9 protein-coding genes and 1 riboswitch are annotated in these 19,012 nt (G+C 45.1%); of the genes, 1 reads left to right on the top strand and 8 read right to left on the bottom strand.

Features of this window, described 5'->3' with window-relative positions:
* The first annotated feature begins 145 nt into the window (after positions 1-145).
* A complete protein-coding gene (gene pafA, locus G3569_RS04785; protein WP_165266623.1) occupies positions 146-1,792 on the top strand; it encodes an alkaline phosphatase PafA in 1,647 nt (548 codons plus the stop codon).
* A gap of 90 nt (positions 1,793-1,882) precedes the next feature.
* On the opposite strand, the gene crcB is transcribed toward pafA, so the two are convergent.
* The 8 genes from crcB to G3569_RS04750 form a co-directional block, all read right to left on the bottom strand.
* Positions 1,883-2,254, bottom strand: a complete 372-nt coding sequence (gene crcB, locus G3569_RS04780; protein ID WP_165266621.1) for a fluoride efflux transporter CrcB — start codon at positions 2,252-2,254, stop codon at positions 1,883-1,885.
* A gap of 92 nt (positions 2,255-2,346) precedes the next feature.
* Positions 2,347-2,423, bottom strand: a riboswitch (Fluoride riboswitch).
* A gap of 92 nt (positions 2,424-2,515) precedes the next feature.
* Positions 2,516-2,650, bottom strand: a complete 135-nt coding sequence (locus tag G3569_RS18730; protein ID WP_276611302.1) for a hypothetical protein — start codon at positions 2,648-2,650, stop codon at positions 2,516-2,518.
* Between the two features lie 132 nt (positions 2,651-2,782).
* Entirely contained in the window at positions 2,783-3,940 is a 1,158-nt protein-coding gene (locus tag G3569_RS04775; protein WP_165266619.1) for a hypothetical protein, read from the bottom strand.
* Positions 3,941-3,956: 16 nt separating this feature from the next.
* A complete protein-coding gene (locus tag G3569_RS04770; RefSeq protein ID WP_165266617.1) occupies positions 3,957-13,256 on the bottom strand; it encodes an Ig-like domain-containing protein in 9,300 nt (3,099 codons plus the stop codon).
* A 777-nt stretch (positions 13,257-14,033) separates the two neighbouring features.
* Entirely contained in the window at positions 14,034-15,053 is a 1,020-nt protein-coding gene (locus tag G3569_RS04765; RefSeq protein WP_165266615.1) for a helix-turn-helix transcriptional regulator, read from the bottom strand.
* A gap of 505 nt (positions 15,054-15,558) precedes the next feature.
* Positions 15,559-16,035 carry a copper chaperone PCu(A)C gene (locus G3569_RS04760; protein ID WP_165266613.1) on the bottom strand — a complete coding sequence of 159 codons (477 nt, stop codon included), beginning with the start codon at positions 16,033-16,035 and terminating at the stop codon, positions 15,559-15,561.
* Entirely contained in the window at positions 16,032-16,625 is a 594-nt protein-coding gene (locus G3569_RS04755; protein ID WP_165266611.1) for an SCO family protein, read from the bottom strand. Before G3569_RS04755 ends, G3569_RS04760 begins: the two co-directional genes overlap by 4 nt.
* 24 nt (positions 16,626-16,649) lie before the next feature.
* Positions 16,650-18,959, bottom strand: coding sequence for a TonB-dependent receptor (locus tag G3569_RS04750; RefSeq protein ID WP_165266609.1), 2,310 nt, complete (start codon positions 18,957-18,959; stop codon positions 16,650-16,652).
* Positions 18,960-19,012 lie beyond the last annotated feature (53 nt).

Below are 19,012 nucleotides of genomic sequence, written 5' to 3'. Positions count from 1 at the left end.
ATGCTGTTCTTTACCTATCGCTGATTGATGGAATTACAGCTTTTAATAACACAGCTAAACTTAAATTATTTTACAGTAATATAATTCGATATTTAACGAAAAGAAGTTACTTTTGGTTATCAAATTTTGATAAAACAAAATAAGCATGAAACTCGTGAAAAACATTAGCCTTACGCTTCTCATTTTACTCATTGGAATTCAAACGGGGTGGTCGCAAGACCAGGATGCAAAGAGCTCAATAACGGATCGCCCGAAGCTGGTAGTAGGAGTTGTTGTTGACCAGATGCGCTACGACTATTTGCCCTTGTATTGGGATAAATTTGAAGACGACGGGTTCAAAAGGTTGGTTAATAAAGGATTTAGTTTTACAAACAATCACTTTAACTATGTGCCCACTTATACCGGTCCGGGTCATGCTGCCGTCTATACCGGGACAACGCCTTCTGTAAATGGGATCGTCGGGAACTCTTGGTATGATCGTTCTATAGATGATGATATGTATGTAGTAGCAGATTCAACAGTACAGCCGGTAGGCACTGAAGGGGATACCGGACAGATGTCTCCAAAGAATTTATTGAGTACTACGGTAACCGACGAACTTAAGTCCGCCAGCTCAGAGAGTAAAGTAGTAGCGATATCTATTAAAGACCGGGGCGCAGTATTACCGGCCGGTCACCTGGGCGATGCAGCCTATTGGTATGATGATACGAACGGATATTTTGTGAGCAGTTCTTGGTATATGTCGGAGTTGCCAACATGGTTGAAAGAGTTTAATGAGCACGGTTTAGCACGAGAATTAAGCAACAAAACCTGGAATACGTTGCTGCCCATTGAGCAGTATACCGAGAGCAATCCCGATGATACGCCCTATGAAGGCACGTCCGGGGATGAGGAAAAACCGGTTTTTCCTCATAAACTGGGAGACTATTCGGAAGATGAATATTGGGCCGTAAAAGGATCGCCTTTTGGTAATACACTGGTAAAGGAGCTAGCTAAAGAAGCGGTACAGCATGAAGAGTTGGGAAGTGATAAAATAACAGATTTTCTTGCCGTAAGTTTTTCTTCTACTGATTATGTGGGGCATCAATACGGTCCACATTCCATTGAGTTACAGGATACCTATCTGCGCCTTGATCGTGACTTGGCAGACCTGCTTACTTATCTTGATAAGAAGGTTGGCAAGGGAAATTATATGGTGATGTTAACGTCTGATCATGGAGTGGTGGATGTACCTGCTGAACTCAAGGATAAAAACCTGCCGGGCGGCTACTTTGACAGTGATGCTGTTGTCGATAAACTGTCATCCTTTTTGAATAATACGTATGGTTCCGGAGAATGGATTGAGAATTACACAAACCAACAGATCTATTTGGATCGGGAGTTGATATCCAGTGAAGGGTTAGCACTTAAGGAAGTACAGGATAACGTGGCTGATTTTCTGCTCCAGTTTGAAGGGGTAAAGTCCACCAATACCGCTCATAATTATCAGTATAAAAGTTTTAATATCGGACAACAGGCGATGTATCAGCGCGGCTTTATGTATGACCGATCAGGCGATGTATATATACAGTTAAAATCGGGCTGGTTGGATTCCAGCTATCCTACCGGGACCTCGCATGGCTCGCCCTATAACTATGATACCCATGTACCGCTTCTTTTTTATGGATGGAATGTGCCACAGGGGAGTACCGGTCGCCGGACGGTCATCCCACAAATTGCGCCTACTATTTCTACTATGTTGGATATAGCATTGCCAAGTGGTTCGCCTGCAAATGTACTGCAGTTTAAATAGAGGAGACCATATTTATAGTAAAATTGCAGGGGCCCAATGTATTGGGTCCCTGCTCTATTTGTAGTCGGATACCTTCTTAGTTTTAGAACCTTAGCCCTTTATCAAACTAAAACCCATCCACACAAAAAATAACCCCAATGCAAAACTGGCACCGGCATAAAGGAAAGCATAGCCGGTATGTTCATTTTGGAGCAGGGAAAAGAATTCGTAAGAAAAAGATGAAAAGGTGGTAAAACCCCCACAGAATCCGGTGGCCAGCAAAAGCCGGGTTTGTTGACTCATATTTTCATTTAGCGAAGCTGCAATAATAATCCCAATAAGAAAAGAGCCCGCCAGGTTGACGACAAAGGTACCCAAAGGGAATTGGGAAGAGCTGTATATGTTAATATAATAGGAGATTAAGTAGCGGAGGATACTGCCGGCAAAACCGCCAACTCCTACCATCAAAATAGATTGAAACATAAGACGCCTGTGTATTCAGTTATCAATTTTTGAAAAATCAGGTTTCATTCTTCCCGCCGCCCGAGGGTAGTAGGGGCTGCCAAGCATGATGAATTTATGTAGGAGTCATCAGTTCGGTAGACAATGATGTGCCGAAGAGTTAAAAGTGAACTCCATCGCCGTACCAAAGATAAAAAAATGAAATCACAAGGGAAGGAATTTATGGAGCTACGGCAGGGAATTTGCTGTATACTGCATATGAAGGAGGCAAGGTTCGTCATCCTAAAGCCTATAAGAGGGCTTTGCAAAACCTTTGATTTCGTCATTCTGAGCTTGTCGAAGAATCTCCAGTATCCATCTGCTGCCGTTGAAAGGGAGATCCTTCATTACATTCAGGATAACTGCCTGGTTTTGCAAAGGTCCCTATAAAAACAATTATTCTTCAACCCCCAGTTGTAAGTTCGTAATAAGAAGGGTGAAAATTGGTCTATCTAAGTCGATAAGTTAGATGGGTTTATTGCTCCATCCATTTCAAAAAAATAGGTGATTTTAGCGAAATGATGGTCGCCCGGGCGGATTTGGCAACTTACTTTCACCACCACCGGTAAGCAGGGCCGCTCCTATAGAAATAGCAGCCGTGGTACCTGCCGAAATAAGCAGCAATTTTTTATGTGTTGCCAAAAAACCTTTACCCTTTGTCTCTCCCTGTTTTTTTGATACAGGCGCAGTCTGTAACGCAGAAGGGATATATGCTGGAGAGCCAAGTAGTGGAATTGGAATATTGGTAATAAACTCATTGCTTGAATCCAGGAATCCTGTTTCAAAAGGAAATTGCTGCCACGAACGTAGTTGGATCATGGGTTCCCCTTGCAAATTGAAGACCATTACCACATTTCCTAGATCTGAGTATTGTGGGCTATTCCACCGTTGCTGAAAAGTAGCAATATAGACCTGCTGCAAAAAGGGGTGTCGGTATACAGTAAGGCTATTAATTTTCAGGGTAGCATTACCAGAGTTATTTACGATTGTACGATTATATGATTCCGGTGATCGTTTCACATATTGATAGTATGGACCCAATGAATCGTTAAAATAATAGCGGGCAATATTTCCTTTTACAATCAACGCATTTGATGCCAAATAGTCCCGGATGAGGGTTGTATCTTGTTCTGCAAGAGCATTTTGAAACCTGCGCAAATGTTTTTCAACAACTCGCTGTTCGGCAGAAGAAGCGACGATGTTACGATCAAGAGCAAGTTGATAGTTGTGAACATCCTGCCCAAGCTTGGCATCAACTAGCTGTGCATCATTATTAAAAGTGAGTACCAACTCCTTATGCTCCAGAGTATCGGTTTGTGCTGTTTTAGCATACAAATTTCGCACTTCAAAAGAGTCAGCGCCCTTATTCAGCAACTGCAATTTAGTGGGAATGCGTAATGTCGAAATTTTTTGTTTGTCAACCAGAGCATTTAATCGCCCAATAGCAGGATGCTCTCCTGAGAGGGAAAAATCTCGCCAACCGGCATCGGTATTGATGCCTTTTTTTATCTCTTTTATATGTTGAACAATAGGTGAAAGTGCTGAATTTTGAGGGTCGCCAACTAACTCAAAGTCTGTAGTATCTTGCCCCTTTACCACATTGATAGAAACAAGAAAAGATAGCAGCACAAAGCCAACAATCCACAGTAGAGGTTTATTAAGATTCATAGTCATAAATAGCTGTTTATTTGATGAGAATCATTTTTCGGGTTTTAATTTGCTGGCCAATCACCAGGCGATAAAAATAGGTGCCGCTGGCCATTCGGCTGCCATTGAAAGAAACTTTATGCCATCCGGCTGAACGGGTCTCGTTTACTAGTGTCTGTACTTTTCGGCCCAGGATATCAAAGACCTCAAGCTGTACATCATCTTTTTTGTCCAGGCCGAACTGAATGGTCGTTGTTGGGTTAAAAGGATTTGGATAGTTTTGCTTAAGGGTAATTTCGTGTGGTGTTAAATTATCTTTGATAGTAGATAGCTCATCCTCAGAGCCGATATACAGATCAAAGGTCTTATACCCTGCAACCGACATGAAAGGGTATTGCTCCCCGTGGTGAAGGATCTGCGTACGACCTTCTTCTGCATCCACCACAAGTACAGCAGTACCCTTATCAAGTCCCCGAATATTTGCTTCCCAACGGATTATTTCTTGTTTCGTCGACTTAATACTCACCTTATAGTGATTACGTTTCTCGTCGAAAGAGTCAGCCAGGGTTTTCAGCATCTGTTTGCGATATCCATTGTTCTCTTCAACAAACGTTGCTCCAAACTTACTTAGCTCTAACGGTGGATGATACTGGTTCAAGCTATCTTTCTTCGCAGAATATTGGGGATAGACAATATTCAAGGCTGAACTTATATTCTGTTCTGCCCCGGTAATGGAAAGCGTAATGGAGCGTTGCGTACCCGCTTTCTTTTTCTTTGGGGATGATTGGGAGCCTCGTTTTGCTAAGCTGGTATAAGGGATGGACAACGCTAATGTAGCATCAGAATCATTATACACATAATACCCTTTAAAAGGAACCATTTCGGTAGCTTCAGAAAAGCTTCCCTCGTATGCATATAACGTCATCGATTGGTTATTAAAAGCCTGTACCTGATTCCAGTCTGCCACTTTATTAAATGGATTGCTGACAATATTCCAGCCGGGATTGAGCGTTAAGCTATAGGTGTCATTCTCAGATATCTCTACGGTTGCAAGGTTCTCTTGAATATTTACTGCGTTCTTACTTAAGACCCAATACCCATTGCCTGTTCGGAATGACAACGGGTTTTTCTGAGAGTGCTCAACCAAAAAGTCTTCAGCTGAACCATCATCTTTGAACACCTTCCAGTTGGTACCGTATTCCCCTTCAAAAAGATCTTCAACGGATATAACCTTGCTGCCGGGCAGGCCTACAAGCCGGTAGTCAAACTTGTCTAATTGTTGATCTCCACTGTCTTGTCCATTATCACCAAAGACAATTTCCTGGTCAACGGTATCATCCTGTGGAGGGGTCCGGGTGGTAAAGCTCTGCACAGCAGCCCACGGACCGGTTGTTGCTTCAGTTTCAACTCGTGCCTGCCAATAATAGGTTGTGTTAGTTTCTAAACCTGTTAAGCTGAACTTACTATTATTAAGCAGGGTATCGATAACAAGTGTTTTAAAATTCTGGACACTGCTTACTCGCAGATGAAACCGAGTGTCTTCATAATCTGCACTCCAGGCAAGCTGCGGAGCAATACTTATTCCTTCCTCTTGTTGGCCGGGGAAAGTAAGTTGCGGAGCTGTTGCTTTGGTTGTAAATGACCATACTTTTGACCATTTGCCGGTTCCACCGCTGTTGCTGGCCTGTACACGCCAAAAGTATTGGGTGTTATCTTGTAAGTTTCTTTTAAGTAGATATTGTGAATTTGACAGATCTGCTACAGCAGTAATCACATCGGTAAAGTTTTGGTCAGTTGCTATCTCTATCGCATATGAATCTGCTCTTACGGCATCATCCCACTTTAGGGTTACATCTCGGGCAATACTTCCGGCATTTTCAGTTGGAGAGACCAGAGAAACTTGTTCGGGTACCTGTGGAATAGTCGTAAAGGTAAAAGTATCAGACCATTGTCCATTACCCCCGGTATTTGTACCACGGACCTGCCAGTAATATGTAGTGGCTAAATCGAGGGACTGTTTAATAGCATAACTCATTTCCGTAATTTCTTTGGAAACAACAACATCATTAAAAGTATTATCCCGGGCTACACGAATATCATAGGTAACAGAACCATCCGCTGCTGCCCACTGTAATGTCGGTAGCACCGGTAAATCAGTTTCCTGGTTGGCAGGATTTTTTAATACAACTTTTTGCGGTACTTCTGGTATGGTAGTAAAGCTGAAGGCCTTTGACCAATCACCGGTAGCACTGTAGTTGTGTCCCCGCACTCGCCAGTAGTAGGTGGTATTGCGGTCTAAATCGGTTGATACTGTGAGGTTGTTTTGTGATATATTATTTTTGTTGATAACAATGTCTCCTTTTGCAAAACCTTTTGAGGTCGACAGCTGTAACTCATAGGTACGAGCCGAGGAGAGCGCCTTCCATTGTAGTTCAGGAGTTAACCCCACATCAATACTTGCATCTGTTGGTGTTGCAAGCACAACTTGACCCGGGGTCTCTGGAGTGACACTCAACTCAAAAGAGGTACTAACTGTTGCACCGGATTTATCAGTAGCAGTTACCTGGATGGTATTACTTCCCAAATCAGTACTTGTGGGTGTACCGGTTATTGTGCTATTAGAAGAAGTAAAACCTAATCCGTCAGGTAGTCCCGATACTGAGAGTGATAATACATCGCCAGTGTCTACATCGCTGAATGCATCGTTCGGGATCGTAAATGTAAAGGATGTATTTTGTGTAGCAGACTGGTCTTGGATACCCTGGTCGACGACCGGAGCATCGTTGGTATTTACTACCTCAAGATCAAAGGCTGCCAGCGCGGCCGACCCGCCATTGCCGTCGGATACGGTAATTTCAATTCCTGTAGTGGTACCGACATTGTCGTTGGTCGGGGTTCCGGACAGTTCGCCCGAAGCGGGGTCAAAGCTGGCCCAGTCGGGCTTGTTGGCAACTACGAACGTCAGTTCGTCATCTTCGGGATCTTGGGCCTTGGGCGTAAAGCTATAGAGAGCATCTTCATCAACGTTCGTATCCGGCACACCGCTGATTTTTGGTGCATCATTTACGGCAGTAACGGTCACTGTTAAGGTCTGCATGGTACTTTTATTTCCATCATCAGCCTTGATATGAACCAGGTATTCGTTATTTCCATCTTGATCTGAAGGCTGCTCAAAATCAGGGGCAGAAGAAAAACTGAGCACTCCGTTTTGTGTATCGATAGTAAACAAAGAACTATCATCAGCACTGCTTAAGCTGTAGGTGATATTGTTATCAGCGCTGTTGCCTTCGCCGTCATTTGCTTCAACATCAATAACCGGATTGGAACTATTTTCGGGGAAGTCCACGGAAGTTTCAGAGATAAATACAGGCGCTTCATCTACATCATTAATAGTGAGCGAAATAACTGCTGAAATACCATTTCCTGATGGTTTGTCATTCGTTTCAACCGTAAAGTCATATTGATTTTTTGTTTCATAATCGATTACACTCTGGTTGGCAACTAAAACTTGCCCGCTGTTATCTATTTGGAACGCGTCATCTGTATTTCCACTACTAATAACAAATTGAGTGGGTGTATCATCAGTGGTAACAATAGTTCCCACAACGGTGCCGTTACTTGCGTTTTCGTCCACACTTCCTACCGATTGGTCGGCCATGGCGGGACGTATATCATTTATTGAAACGGTAATGGTTTGTGATACCGTATTCACACCATCATCGGCATCAACGGTAAATTCATAGTTATTATCTTGATTGGCATCGCCCGGCGCTTCGAAATTCTGAGGGTTGTTGAGCGAGAGGATACCCGAACTTTTATCAATGCTGAATGGCGCGCTGTCAATACCGCTTATAGCATAACTGATATTGGCATCATCGGCTCCGCCATCACCGTCTGTGGCATTCACATCCAGTATTACACCGGTGCTATTTTCATCGATGTTGGCTGTTTGACTGGAACTAAAGATCGGATCATCATTCACGGGTTGTACATTCAGTGATATCTTTGCTTTATCTTCTTCACTGGATGCATCGCCGCTGAGGCCGGGATCTGCTCCTGTATTTCCTTGATCATTAACGAGCATGTTCAGTTCATCAGAACCGTTGAAATTTTGGTTGCCTGTGTAACTGAGACTAGCAAGGGCCGTATTAAGGTCACTGAGTGATCCCGATATTTCCCAACTGCTGTTGCCGTTGGTGCCGCTGGTAAAAGTAATATGTGAGGTGGTCCCCAGCATTAGGGTACCGTTGTTGACCGTAAGGCTAACCAAAAGGGTACCGGTGCCGGCATCAATATCGGTAAGTGAAATTGTATTAGATCCGCTAAATGCAAATCCGGTATCTTCATCGGGGGATACCGAGGATGGTGATGTAATTACGGGCGCATCGTTTACGCCGTTAACAGTGATGGTCACAGTAGCGGGTTGCGAAAGACCACCCTGGAGATCCTGCACGGTATACTCAAAGGAGTCGCTGCCGCTAAAGTCAGTATTGGGAGTATAGGTAATTTCCCCGGAGGTAGCATTGACGCTGGTACTGCCGTTTGCAGGGGCAGAAGTGACCGTTACGGTAGAGGGATCGACACTGCCTTCACTATCGCTGTCGTTACTGAGCACATCTACCGTCACACTATTTTCTTCATCTGTGCTTTTAGTATCGTTACTAGCAGTAGGGGGCGTATTATCGACAGTAAATGTAAGAGTACCGGAACTACTGATACCTGGGTATACATTTCCGGCTTTATCAATCAGGGCATCTGATCCAACCAGCACATAGTAGCTTTTGGTTGGCGTAAGGTCGGTATTAATATCGGCTGTAATTTCATTAGCCGTAATGGTGGCCTGGCTCACATCAATGGATTCGTGCAGGGTACCGTCGCTCAGATATATATCGATACTGGTATTGCCCGCAGAACCGGCAACAAGGTCTTCATCAAAAGTAAGTATAAGGTCGGTTTGGTAGTTGGCATCGGTGGCCCCATCGGAGGGCGTGCTTGCCGTAAGTTGTGGCGCTGAGGTGTCAATGGTAATAGCGAAATTGCCGGATGACGAGGAAGTGTTGCCCGCTGCATCTGATGCCGTGGCCGTAATATTATGGGTCGCTTCCGAAAGTGCTGTGCTGGGTGAGAAGCTCCAGTTGCCCGTTCCGTTGGCAGTTGCTGTCCCCAGCTGTCCATCTTGGTCAGATGTAATGGCGACGGTGGTGTTGGCCGGCGCCGTGCCATTAATCGTGGGTGTGGTATTGTTGGTCAGGTCATCTGTTGAAGAAGTGCCGCTGTCGCTTCCGGACGCGAGGTCAGGTATTGCCGGAGAAGAAGGAGCGGTAACATCAATGTCCAGGCTTAGCGGGGCAGAGGTGGTACTGTTTCCGGCCTGATCGGTTACGATGACGGTAATGTTATGGGTGGTCTCGGTTAAGGTAGATGCAGTGATCTCCCAGTCACCTGAACCGTTGGCAATGGCAGAACCGATAACACCATCCTGATCACTTTTTAATGAAATAAAGGCATTACTCTCAGTGCTGCCGCTAAAAGCAGGAGTGGTATCATTTGTTTGGTTATCCGTATCGGAGTCCCCGGTATCGCTATCGGCCAGCAGGTCTGGGGCGGCCGGCGTAGTGGGACTGGTTTTATCAACCGTGATGGACAGACTCGAAGAGCTGCTGCCCGTGTTGCCCGCGGCGTCAGTAGCCTGGGCTGTTATAGCATGGGTAGCTTCCGTAATAGCACTACCCGGCGTAAAGCTCCAGTCACCGGAACTGTTGGCTGTAGTGGTGCCGAGGCTGCCATCTTTATCACTGTTTATTTCAATAATACTGTTTGCTTCAGCCGTACCGCTGATGGCAGGTGTATCATTACTGGTAATATTGTCGGAATCCGAATCGCCGGTATCACTGCCGGCCAGCATGTCAAGGGTAGCAGGGGCGTTGGGAGCGCTGGTGTCGATAATGACTGAAAGTGCAGACGAAGAACTGCTCGTATTGCCCGCTGCATCTGTTGCAGTGGCCGTAATATTATGGTTCGCTTCCGAAAGCGCAGTACCGGGCGTGAAGCTCCAGTTGCCCGTTCCGTCGGCAGTTGCTGTCCCCAGCTGCCCATCTTGGTCAGATGTAATGGCGACGGTGGTGTTGGCCGGCGCCGTGCCATTGATCGTGGATGTGGTATTGTTGGTATTATTATCGGTATTAGAATCCCCGGTATCGCTGCCTGAGGCAAGATCTAATGAAGCGGGAGCAGCCGGTGGGGTTCCGTCATAGGTGATACTAAACTGGGATGCAGCTTCATTACCGGCGCCGGCGCCATCGGTGGCTCCGCCTGCAGGAATGTCGACAGTTACGGAACCGTCATTCGTTGGGCTGACAGTTATAGTATAGGTTGTTCCTGAACCGGATACGCTATTTACTGAGCCGTTGCCAACGGTAATATCGGAAGCGTCAAAGCCGGTAACAGATTCATTAAATGTGGCTGTTACATCGAAGGATGCGGCATTGGTGGGATCTGATTCCGCAGAGGTAATCGTTACTGTTGGACGAGCATTGATATCCACATTGACAGTAATGGTGTTGCTTGTAGTTCCGTCGGAAATTTGAATATCGAAACTGTCGCTGCCGGTAGCATCGGCATTGGGAGTGTAAGTGAGCCCGCTTGGGGTAACCGAACCGTTGCTGGAGGTCTCGTTGGCTGGGAACCCGCTGAGCGATCCTTTAGCCGGGGCAGAGCTCACGCTCCAGCTAAGGGTGTTCCCGTTGTCATCATCGGTAATTTCCAGCAGGTTGTTAATAGCTGTGGCCCCGTCATCTTCATTGACCGAAAGGGTGGTAGTGGCTCCATCCGTAAATGTGGGCGCTTCATTTTCGTCGGTTACGGTTATCGAAATATCCTGGCTGTCTGTATCATTACCATCGGATGCGCTTACGGTAACGTCATACACATTGTCGTTATTATTGTCATTGGGGGACTCGTAATCCGGGGTTAAGCTGAATGTAAGGGCACCGGAGTTGGGGTCAATCGTAAAGAGTGCCGAATCGGCTCCACCTGAGAGGGCAAAGGCCAAGTTATCCCCATCCGCATCGCTGGCCGTTACGGTGGTAGCAGCGGTGGTATTTTCTGCAATATTTAGGGATGCCGTTGCTCCGCCGCCGTTGCTGGTAATTACCGGACTGTCATTTACCGCGGTCACATCTATTTGGGCTTGTACGGCAGTCGAACTTTCTGCTCCTGCGTCATCTTTAGCGGTGATACTAAAGGCGTTGAGGGTCCCATTGGCATCGGCATCGGGCGTCCAGTTGCCGCTTTTGGCGGGTGTTATCTCATCGTTGGTTCCTGCAGCATAAGCCGAACCGTTGATGGTAAGCGTTCCACTGCTTATCGATTGTACCACAAAAGCATCTACCGTTCCATCGCTGTCGTTTGCATCCGACTGGCCAATAATGCTCGAAAATAGGATTTCCACTCCGGTATCTTCATCGGTGGTTTCCACGGCATCAGCCAGATTTGTGAAAGTGGGAGCTGCATTAAGTGTGGTCACATCCACTTTGGTGGCACTGCCCTGCAGGTTGGGCGTACCTTCATCATCCTGGGCCACCACATAAATATCGTAAGCGGTATTGGAGTTCAAACCGGTAATGTCATCGGTAAAATCCTGGGAGGCGGAGCTGATATTAATACTGCCACTGGCTAAAGCTGCACTTCCACTACTGTTTTGGCCATTTTTTACTTGGGATGCACTGGGTGCCCCATCCCCGTCGGGTACGGCCACATAATAAGCAGTGCCTATTTCATTTAACCGTACGGTAAGGGTGGTTTGGGATACGGTTGTGCCCGAAACCGAAGGCGTGCTGTTTTCATAACTTGGCGCCAAATCATCATTCACGGTGATGGTAAAGGCTTTTTGATAAGTATCAATGCCATCATCCGTTTGGATGCGAACGCTGTAACTGCCGGATGGCAGGTTTGAGGCGTCATTGGCTCGTAAATCACTGCCGCTGATGTTAAAGCTGCCATTGTCTGTATCTCCTGTCCCTGAAACCAAGCTGTAGCTATGGGTGTCGCCGCCATCGGCATCGGTGGTTGTTAAGTTGCCTACGGTAGCGTTTGTGCCATCGCTTTGGTTAATGGAATTGGAGCTAAGGGTGATATCAGTAGGAGCAGTGTTGGGACTACCTTGTTTTTTTAAATAGATATTGGAAGTATCTCCTTTATAATCCCAAATATCCTGGTCCCCGTCGTTATCAAAATCAGCTGCCAGGGTATTACTTGCTGCATAAAAAATGTTCCCGTCAGCTATTCCATTAAAGGGGTTAGAGGATCCGGTGACCTTGGAGAATGATCCTGAGCCATTATTGGCGTAGAAACTAAATGAGGTATAGGTATCATCATCATACGCCAATACATCAATATCACCATCACCATCGAAGTCGCCAACAATAACGCCGGTTGCAACATCAGGTATTCCTGAAAGAGGATTGCTTCCTCCGGATTTCGAAGAGGTATAACTGCCGCCGGTATTTTCCAGATAAATATTTTGTGAATCCCCACTGGTTTGACCTCGATAATCCCAAATATCTTGGTCACCATCGCCATCAAAATCTGCTACAAAAGTATTGTCTGCTGTAAAAAAAATATCACTTGCGGCTATTCCATCAAAGGGGTTAGAGGATCCGGTAACCTTGGAGAATGATCCTGAGCCATAATTGGCGTAGAAACTAAATGAGGAATACGAATCATCATCAAATGCTAACACATCGACATCTCCATCATTGTCAAAGTCGCCGACAATAACGCCACCGTCAGCATCAGGAATGGCTGAAAGCGGGTTGCTTCCTCCCGATTTGGAAGAGGTATAGCTGCCGCCGGTGTTTTCCAGATAGATATTTTGATCATCATTAGCATTCTCGCCTCGATAATCCCAAATATCCTGGTCGCCATCATTATCAAAATCTGCTACATAGGTATGATCGCCTACGAAAAAAATATCACTTGCGGCTATTCCATCAAAGGGGTTAGAAGAACCGGTAACTACAGAATATGTCCCTGAGCCATCATTGGCGTAAAAGTTGTATGAATCGAAATTGCCATTGTCATCAAATGCTAACACATCGACATCTCCATCATTATCAAAGTCACCAGTAATAACTCCACTTGCAGTTTCGGGTATACTGCTTAGAGGATTGTCGCCACCGGATAAGGATGAGGTATAATCTGTTTGGGCATATAGGTTTGATGATATCCCGCAAAGTATGACCACCAAAAATACCAGAGGTTTTATTAAGTACTGGATACAAGAAATGAGCTTATTACGCGTAGAAAAGATAAAATGATACTGACTATTGTTGTACATGTGAAAAACCGTCTCTTTGTTTTTTTGTAAAAGCCAACAGCAATAGTAACGCCGGCATCCTTAGAAGGCGAACTGCTCACCTTGTTTTAGCAACAAACGGTCATATTTTAATAGCGTGCAGAGGGGGTTTGTGATGATATTTTACCTATTGTACTGCTAATCTGCATGACCAAATAATCCCACAGAAAATGAGTGTATCCTTTACTACCGTAATTGCCGTTTATATTATAGCCTACGTAACATACTGCCTAATTTCTTGGGATAAGAAAAGAAATTACGGGCAAAGAAATATATCCAAATGAGCTCAAATTACGATAGTCAGATAAGCCCACCATGTATAGTGATGGGTCGGGGAGTCATATAAGGGGGTAGCGGAGGATAAGGCAGCTTTTTGCGGTCCGGTACGTTAAGACGACGGAGAAGTAAAAATGCGAATGGATGTTAGATTTACTTCATAGATTCTGATGCATGGAATGGGCATCTACAAAGTCCCTCTTGGAGAAGAGGGATTTAGGAGATTGGAAAAAAGGATTATCATACCGAATTGGTCAATCCTCTTGTCTTCATTCTCCACGGAAGAACTCGTTTGTTAAATTGAGAATTCCTAAAGTTCTTCCCGGAGCTGTGACCGAGTACTGTCTATAAGAGAGATTTAGGGAGATCGGTTATTTAAGGGGTATGACCTTCATTTGGTCTTTTTAGATAGCCTTGGGTACAGTGTGTCCGTGGGGGGGATGGCAGATCTATTGCTTACAAAAGTTGGTTTAAATCTCCTTTTTAGTGTTTGGCAGCCTGTTGCTGCTGGTATTGCCCGGGCGTAATATCAAATTCGGCCTTAAATGCGCGAATAAAGTTTGAGGAATCATCAAAGCCCATATGTTGCGCAATATCCCCCACGTTTTTATCCGTATTCTTCAGCTTGTTACGGGCCAATTGCATCTGCTTATCTCGGTAGTACTGGAATGGAGTGGTTGCAAAGGCCCGCTTAAAGTGCCGTTTTAATCCGGATACCGAGATACCGAACTGGGTCGCCAGAAATTCCATACCCGGGAAAGAGTAGGTAAGGCGGCTTTCCAGGTACTCGGCTACCCGGTGGGCCACATTTTCTTTCAGATTATCGATACCTGAGGACTGATCTACATGGGGCAAATCCATTTGGAATAGCTGCACCAGCATGGTACTCATAATATTGAGCAGACGCAGATTCGGTGGGTTCTGATCCTCAGATCTGTTCAGCTGGTCTGCAATTTGGATAAGCTTCTTTTTGACTGGAGACGGAGCCTTCGGTAAGACAAAAAGCTGATCAGATTGTTGGGTGAGTGTGTCATACAACATTTTGTTTTGAACCGACTGGGGCGATACATACTGATCAAGAAACCGGTGACTGATAATCGCCTGTAAACTTTCTTTGGCAAAGCCTTTGGGCAAGTCAATAGTATAGCCCGTCGTATTATTATACAAGGTCATAAATCCTTGAAAAATATCATAGCAGTCCCCATTCTTACGAATTTGAATCGTATTGTTACTCGTTAGTAGAAATTTAAGCTGGTAATGCCGTTTACGGTGTTGCGGAGTAAAATGGATGCGATGATCCCTGTGGCATTCCGTTTGCTGATGCAGCAACAGGATATCATCACTCAACTTACGGTAGGTAAGCACCGTGGATTGATGCTTGTTGTCATTAATAAATTGTTGCTTGTCTTCATAATGTGCAATATCCCCGTTCGATTTTCCCATTATTTGGGGAAAGTCAGCGACCGAAAATAACTGCTGAGAATATTCAATACGGCTTTTCATATCCTACCGGTATTTTGCAATGTATGATGATACGTTTAGACGTTTCTTATTGGCATCAGATACCAACGAACCTATTAAGCATTATTCCTTCCTATTGCTTTTTTTAGCCCCATAGAGTAATAAAATGTGGTCAAAATTTGAAGTATAGATATCAGTACAATGTATAATTAAAGCTTTCTAACATAAAGGTTGGAAGGTTGGGATGCTTTGTTTTTTTGGGAAAGTACCTGCTGTTACCGTTGCAAAGGTGATAGTATGGTTGGCGTCATTTTAATTGAAATCTTTGACAGTAATATCAATCCTACTGATCTACGGGTCTAAAATATTATACAGTAATTAAGATACAAGTATTGATTGTTAAAAGTCGGTTGGCTATGGCCCAACAAATATTACCTCGGATATTACTTTTGAAAGGGAAGAGTGATATCGAAATTTTGCTGTGTTGTATTTATAGGAAGTTTAGCTTCTTTTTACCAAAGTATATATTGAAGCATAAATTGTAAGCTTAATTTTGTTGAGTCTTTGTGAGTACTGTTATGGTTTTAGAACCAACACGGGCAAAGTTGAGCGTTACCGAGAGTGAATCACCTACAGTAAGCTCTCTGTTTATGTTTTTCAGCATAAGATGATATCCGCCGGGCTCGAGGTTTAGCTTTTCACCGGCCGCGATAACCTGATTACCAGCCTGTTCCATCGATATCGTTCCATCGTCGTGTTGAATGGATTGATGGAGCTCTACAACATCGGAAATAGGGCTGCTGGCACCCAATAGGGTATCCCGAGAGGCCGTACCGTTGGTGATGACCAGGTAGATGCTGCTTGTTTGTCCTTTTGCAGCCGGTCGAGCCCAGCCGTTAGCAAGCTCTACTTTTCCCAGAATAACCTCATTGGTACTTTTCTCTGATTTAGATTCTGAGCTGCATCCCAAAAATAGAACACAGCTTACAAGAAGGATAAACGTAATAGGGTCAGGTAATCTCATAGGTTACGTAGGCTTTGAATATCTTCAATGACATGTTCTGGCGGAATAACACTGGCCGGATATTCAGCACGTATGCGTCCATTTTTATCCATAAGATAGATGGTATTGGAATGGCGCATGTTATAGTTGCTGCTGTCTTGAACCAGTGAATCCGAAAATGTTTTTACGGCTACAATTTCCATTTTTTTGAGCAATGAATCCACTGTTTCCGGCTGTCCGGTCAAAAAGGTGAACTGATCGTTCAATTTATAACGCTTTTTATAGGCTTTTAGAACACTGGGTGTATCACGTTGTGGATCGAAAGAGATCTCAATAAACTGAATATCCGTAGTATCTTTAAGGCCTCGCTGGATGTTACTCATATTAGCAGTAATAGCGGGACACACATCCGGGCAGTGGGTGAAAATAAAGCTGATAACCGAAATTTCTCCCTCAAAGTCGTCGGGAAAATAAACGCGACTGCTGTCGATATTACGCAGTGGATAAGAAGTGTCACTTAAGTCATACAGCGGCTCTGGCCCGCTGTTACACGAGGCCAGAATTATCGCTGTAGAAAAAGCAATTAATAACTTAATTGCAGTATTTTTCATAAAAATGGGTTAGTGATTGCAAGGTTAAAATTTATAGGTGATATCCAGATGAAATACGCGACCCGGTTCCGGAATCGGTTGCTTGGTAAAAGGATTTTTGGCATTCAGGTGATTCACATACTGGGCGTTCGTCAGATTTTTGATACCGCCTTGCAGCGATAACCGGTTCCAAACAGTTAGCCCGGTTTTTATATCCGTTGTAATATATCCATTTGTTGGTGTTTCACCACGGGTGATTGCTACACGATCTTGCTCGGAGGTCCAATGGAAGCTGCTTTCAACGAACCAAGGTCGTTGGGCCGACTCGTAGCGAAGCCCACCATCAATGCCAAAGGGAGAGATCCCTAGTGCCGGTTCATCTAACGATACATCCGTGCCCCAAAGGTAATGGGCTCCGCTATTAATTGACAGTTCATTGGTGATTCGGTAAGAGGCTGAAAGATCCACGCCCCAGAAACGCGCTTTGCCATTAATATATTGAAATACCGTATCAGGGCTTAGCGGGAGTCGTTTTGGAAGATTGGTAGCCTCAAAAGTGATGTAATCATCAATTTGTCGACCAAATAGATTAACGGATAGGTTCCAGGAATTGTAGGCGGCATCCAACCATAAATCAGCTTGGGTGCTGCGCTCAGGATCAAGTGATGGATTTCCGACGAATTCGGCACTGGTTTGTGCTTTACTGGCCGGAATACGATCGGAGTAGCGCTCTGTAGCATCAGCAGTTCGGACGACCGACCCAAGCCCGGCTCCTATTGTCCATTGTTTGTTGGCAATATAGTTGAGCGTGAATGAACCGCTTAGATTAGTTTCGGATTGTTTTAGATCGGTAGCCACATTATTGGCAAAGAAGTCGCTGGTTGGTCCGGCATCGGTATATACCAGGTCCAGCCGAACGGTGGAGGTCGCATTCAGCCGATCTGTAAAAGAATGCTTCACTTTCGTAAATAGCCCCAGATCGGTGATGGTAGCATCGGGCCACATCTGGTCAACAAGTGGAAACATGGCGGGTTTCATGCCTTCGTTACGTCGATCAATAGTCCGTACGGCGTCACGATTGGCACTGTAGATATCTGTTCCTATTTCCAGCTTCCATGAAGAAGCGGGATTGAGCTCTGCCATGATATTTCCGCCGGTTACATGCGCCTGTGCATCAACAGTGACGTCTAACGGAAATGGCGGCATACGATTGGCGTCGGCCTGTGCCGTTGGCTTTCCATCGTTATCCATGCCGTGGTCGACATTGTTAATATAGGCTTGCGCCTTTAATGAACTGAGGATGCCGTTTTCAGGAGTCCATTCCCAGTTAGCCGAATAGTTATAGGTATCAAAAAAGTCGGCATTAAGCAGGCGGCCGGGGTAATCAAGGTTTTCCTGGTTTTGGTATCCCACCGAAATATTTACATAGGAATTGGGCGTGATGGCATAGCCAAGCTTAGCCCGTAGTTCTCTGGATAAAAAATTGCCCGGAATTCGAGTACCATTGCCGGATTCAAAATCATCGCCTTCGCGCCAGGCGCCGTGTACCCAATAGCCAAATTTGCCGGTACTGCCCCGTACCGATACCGCTTCTTCAATAGCTCCGAGGTTCGAGTCGTATCCGCTGGATACCGTTCCGCCAAATACTTGGGTTACCGTATTGAGGGGTTGAGTCTCAACATGGACGGCACTCATATTGCCGGCACCCCAGGTGAGGGCATACGGGCCTTTGACCACTTCAATTTTTTTGATAGCGGTAGGGTCGAGGTGGCTGAGGGGCGAGTCCATGCGGGCAGGTCCGCCGGGGAAAATACGGGTACCGTCAAGGTAAGTACCGACCTCTGTTTCTCGTAATCCACGAATGACGGGATCAAGACCAACGGGACCACGCCGCACGGCATCAACGCCGGCAATATTCCGAAGCAGTTCTCCGGAATCTCTTGGGTTTGCTTCTTTGACATCGGCCTCTTTCATCTTGGCTTCGGCAATTTGGTCGGGACGCAGGGCCGTAACCTGGATGCCATTTAAGAGCATGGCTTGGGGTGTTAATTGTATTTCCAGTTCCATCATTTCGCCGGCCGACAGCTGCACACCTTTGGTTACTTTTTTAAAACCAATGAATGAGAAAATAACAGTGTGAGATCCCGGGCTTATTTCTAAGAGCTGAAATTTACCTTCGCTGTTAGTAGAAGCCCCGTTGTTGGTATTTTTAATGATTACGTTTACACCCGGGAGCGGTTTATTGTTTTCTTCATTGAAAACCTGTCCATTAATGGTGGCTGTTTGTTGTGCTAATGATGTGCTAATGGCGCACAAAAGTAGTATAGCAGTAGTTGTGTATTTTATAATATTCATAGTTCTGGTATTGCTTGAAAATTGGTTCGCGATTATAGTTCTGTCGTTATGAC

The sequence above is a fragment of the Fodinibius halophilus genome, assembly GCF_011059105.1.
GTDB classification, from domain to species: domain Bacteria; phylum Bacteroidota; class Rhodothermia; order Balneolales; family Balneolaceae; genus Fodinibius; species Fodinibius halophilus.
The sequence above is the reverse complement of the archived record's forward strand: the minus strand, read 5'-3'. Positions and strand labels throughout refer to the sequence as shown.

What these genes read in the sequence shown, in the direction of transcription:
- pafA (WP_165266623.1), top strand. Translation starts at nt 146, where the DNA reads ATGAAACTCGTGAAAAACATTAGCCTTACGCTTCTCATTTTACTCATT.
- crcB (WP_165266621.1), bottom strand. Translation starts at nt 2,254, where the DNA reads ATGTTTCAATCTATTTTGATGGTAGGAGTTGGCGGTTTTGCCGGCAGT.
- G3569_RS04775 (WP_165266619.1), bottom strand. Translation starts at nt 3,940, where the DNA reads ATGAATCTTAATAAACCTCTACTGTGGATTGTTGGCTTTGTGCTGCTA.
- G3569_RS04770 (WP_165266617.1), bottom strand. Translation starts at nt 13,256, where the DNA reads ATGTACAACAATAGTCAGTATCATTTTATCTTTTCTACGCGTAATAAG.
- G3569_RS04765 (WP_165266615.1), bottom strand. Translation starts at nt 15,053, where the DNA reads ATGAAAAGCCGTATTGAATATTCTCAGCAGTTATTTTCGGTCGCTGAC.
- G3569_RS04760 (WP_165266613.1), bottom strand. Translation starts at nt 16,035, where the DNA reads ATGAGATTACCTGACCCTATTACGTTTATCCTTCTTGTAAGCTGTGTT.
- G3569_RS04755 (WP_165266611.1), bottom strand. Translation starts at nt 16,625, where the DNA reads ATGAAAAATACTGCAATTAAGTTATTAATTGCTTTTTCTACAGCGATA.
- G3569_RS04750 (WP_165266609.1), bottom strand. Translation starts at nt 18,959, where the DNA reads ATGAATATTATAAAATACACAACTACTGCTATACTACTTTTGTGCGCC.